This window comes from Paenisporosarcina sp., from assembly GCF_057785155.1.
Map to the genome: position 1 here is coordinate 1 of NZ_JBYNRN010000029.1, position 2,970 is coordinate 2,970.

Annotated in this window: 4 protein-coding genes; 3 read left to right on the top strand and 1 reads right to left on the bottom strand. The window is 34.2% G+C overall.

What is annotated here, in order from left to right; all coding sequences use genetic code 11:
• Together AC3EA5_RS11010 and AC3EA5_RS11015 are read left to right on the top strand one after the other, a co-directional pair.
• The coding region (locus AC3EA5_RS11010; protein ID WP_488608396.1) for a DUF3238 domain-containing protein at nucleotides 1-371 on the top strand (371 nt) is incomplete at its 5' end.
• Between the two features lie 26 nt (nucleotides 372-397).
• The gene (locus tag AC3EA5_RS11015; RefSeq protein ID WP_091702601.1) at nucleotides 398-703 is read left to right on the top strand and encodes a hypothetical protein; all 306 of its coding nucleotides are present in this window, start codon (nucleotides 398-400) and stop codon (nucleotides 701-703) included.
• A gap of 82 nt (nucleotides 704-785) precedes the next feature.
• Here the strand turns inward: AC3EA5_RS11015 and AC3EA5_RS11020 are convergent, their stop codons facing one another.
• On the bottom strand, nucleotides 786-1,376 hold the full coding sequence (locus AC3EA5_RS11020) for a hypothetical protein (protein ID WP_488608397.1): 591 nt from the start codon (nucleotides 1,374-1,376) through the stop codon (nucleotides 786-788).
• Between the two features lie 36 nt (nucleotides 1,377-1,412).
• Between AC3EA5_RS11020 and AC3EA5_RS11025 the strand changes: the two genes are divergently transcribed.
• Entirely contained in the window at nucleotides 1,413-2,825 is a 1,413-nt protein-coding gene (locus AC3EA5_RS11025; protein WP_488608398.1) for a DUF3238 domain-containing protein, read from the top strand.
• Nucleotides 2,826-2,970 lie beyond the last annotated feature (145 nt).

Here is a 2,970-nt window from a genome sequence, read left to right on the forward strand (position 1 = left end):
ATAAAAATGATAATGGTACATGTGGTTCAACGGAATTGGCAAGAAAAAATGCTGGGACATCAGGTATAACGGCTGTAAAGGAATGGATTACATCCAGTGAAGCACAATTTCAAATTTCCCATTCTGTTGGATTGCCGTTTCTCATGGATGTCCCACCGAATATTGATTACAGCTATAGTTTAAATATTCAAAAAAGTGGAGTTACTTATATCAATGGTAGTCATGACCAGTATCCTTGGCATGAAATTTATAGATCGGATAATGGGGGAACATGGAAAACTCTGTATCAATTTAATCCTGATGCTGCAGGTACAAATGTCAAATATTTATTCCCTTCGTACCCCAATAAGAAAATCGCAGTGAGTAAGTAATTTTATATTAAAAGGGGATAGTATAAGTGAAAAAATTTTTAATAGGAGTTTTGTTGTCGTTTGTCATGTTTGCCCTTTCGTTCTCATTATTTAGCGGTTTTTCTTTCTTTATTGCCATTTTTCCAATTGCAGTACTAGCTGTTCCGTTTATATGTGCGGTAACAGAGGCGCTCATTTTTTTTATCGATGAAAAATGGGGATTTAAATGGGATGGGGCTGTTGTTTTAGGGATCGCAACGATTACGACGCTTCCTTTTTATCCTTCTTGTGTTCTTGTAGCTTCAATTTATATAGGAGCATTGGGATATTATGTGGGGCGGAGAATCATGTAATTTCATTCATTTCTGGAAGTGATGTTACCTTTAAATGAAAGAAGTATATAAATCGAATTTCATAGAGAGGGAAATGCCCTCTCTATGAAAACAACCGATTTCTCATTTTGAAAAGTTCACGTTCCGTCATCGTTGTTTTATGAACGGTGAAATCAACGTCAAGTTGGAGATTGTTAAGGCGTTCGTTGAATTGTTCGTAGTGGGAGTCAATTTTTTCGTTTAGTGCGTGGATTTCTTGCTTCATTGCTGTCATTTCACCGCGCATATGATGGACATCCATCGTTAAAGCCTCGAGTTTCGCGTCCGTTTCGTCTTGACGATGGAGAAGAGCGTTCATAAGATCGTAAAGCTCTTTTTGTCCATTTTTTAATGCTTGTTGCTCTTCGCGAATGAGTTGCTGCTCTTTGCGGAATGCATTCATTTCCTCCCGCAACGAGTTTATTTCTTCACGGAATGTTTTCTGCTCTTCGCGAATAGCCATTTGTTCCTCACGAATAGCTTGTTGTTCTTCACGAATGGCTCGCTGTTCTTCGCGAATGGCTTGTTGTTCTTCACGAATGGCTTTTTGCTCTTCACGAATGTCGTGCAATTCTTTTTGTATGTCTGTGACGACGAGTAAAATTTTCTCCAATAATTGCTCGCTCATCTTCTCACCTCCTTTGCACATAACCATATTATAACATCATTCGACAAAAAAGAGGCGTATTAGATGATTAAAAAGTTTTTTACTAGGTATTTGACTCTTACTATTCTATTTATTTTATTCGGTAGTATAAATGCATTGGCAGCTGAAGACTTAAACGTAGAGGTACTACCAGAAAATAACAAAATATATGTTAGTTGGAATGAACTTGGATTTAAATATAAGTTACATGAAATTGAAGGGGATAACGAAAAAGTTTTATATGAGGGTAATGATAACGAATTTGTTATAAATGGACTTGAAGAAGGAAATTTTTACAAATTTAAATTGATAGCGCTTAAAGATAATAAAGAGTTTGATAAAGTTATTATAAATACTGCTACTACTACTGATCGTGAGCAAGGTATACAATCTTTTAATACTAATAACATTAATAATGGAATGTCTAAAACATACTATCCAATGAAGGATGCTCAAATTAACGTTTTGGTAGGTAATGACAAAATCACGGTAAAATGGAGGGGTCTTCCGAACGATTTTGAATATTTTGAAGTTTATAAAAATGACACGCTGATAAAAAGAACAAAAAAACTTCAGTTTATTGATAATGATATTGTTAAAAATGAAGTATATCATTACAAAATAGTAGGTTACAAAAAGTTACCAAAAGAGAAGATTCTTGAAATTAAAAAGGAATTGAAAGAAAACAAAGTAAACTATGAATTAAAAGATTACAAGGATTTATTTTATGAAAGAAGAAGTTTAAGTGCAGTAGTTAGGGCATCAGAAGAAAATGTGCTTCCTAAAGTAACAAAACAAATGAAAACAGAAGAAGAAAAAGCTAAAACTAATACTAGTACTACATTAAAACAGGAAGATAATGTTAGTACATTAAATAGTTTTACTCCTCCTCCAGGTTACGGTTATGTGCTTAGATATACTACTTTTATTCCTATGAAGTACGCTCCTAATCCTTGGTGTGAGATTGTTTGTACATATAAATACTTTGGGGGAGACGATCGAAGTTTCGATTTTTGGTCTAATAAATTTAGAACTAGATCTGATGTGTATGTAACATGGAATGGTTCTAGTAAATACGCTAAACTACACCCGCAAATTGGTTTAACGACTGGTTATGATGAGAATTATAAACTTATAGGAAGTGGTAGAGCACCTACAAGTGATATTCATATTCAGAATGTTGAATATGGAAGTAATTATATTTATCATCGAATGGGACTAGCTGCAAGTAATCCATTAACTACTGCGCCAGATATAGATGCTTTTTATTATGCTAAAGTATTTCAGGACGGACGTGGAGAATTTTATGGAGTTCATGATAAAGCGCCTTCACATGAATTTTATATCGCAACATATCCTGGAGACTTATATGCACCAATTCATAAGCATACTCATAGTGGTTTTGAATATTTATGGCCATGGACTTCAAAAGAAGAGTTTGAAGTTAATTTATATTAAAGGTAACTATTCAGCCACATCATAAAGTGAGCTGAATATTTTCTTCTTTCCTTGTCTATGATGTGAATACTGATAGACAAGGAGGTGAATCACATGTTGACGGTACAACAAGCTGTATTTACGGTTGAAAGCTTAATCAGCAAAG

Coding starts and splice junctions, on each gene's coding strand:
- AC3EA5_RS11025 (WP_488608398.1), top strand. CDS start 1,413: ATGATTAAAAAGTTTTTTACTAGGTATTTGACTCTTACTATTCTATTT.
- AC3EA5_RS11020 (WP_488608397.1), bottom strand. CDS start 1,376: ATGGTTATGTGCAAAGGAGGTGAGAAGATGAGCGAGCAATTATTGGAG.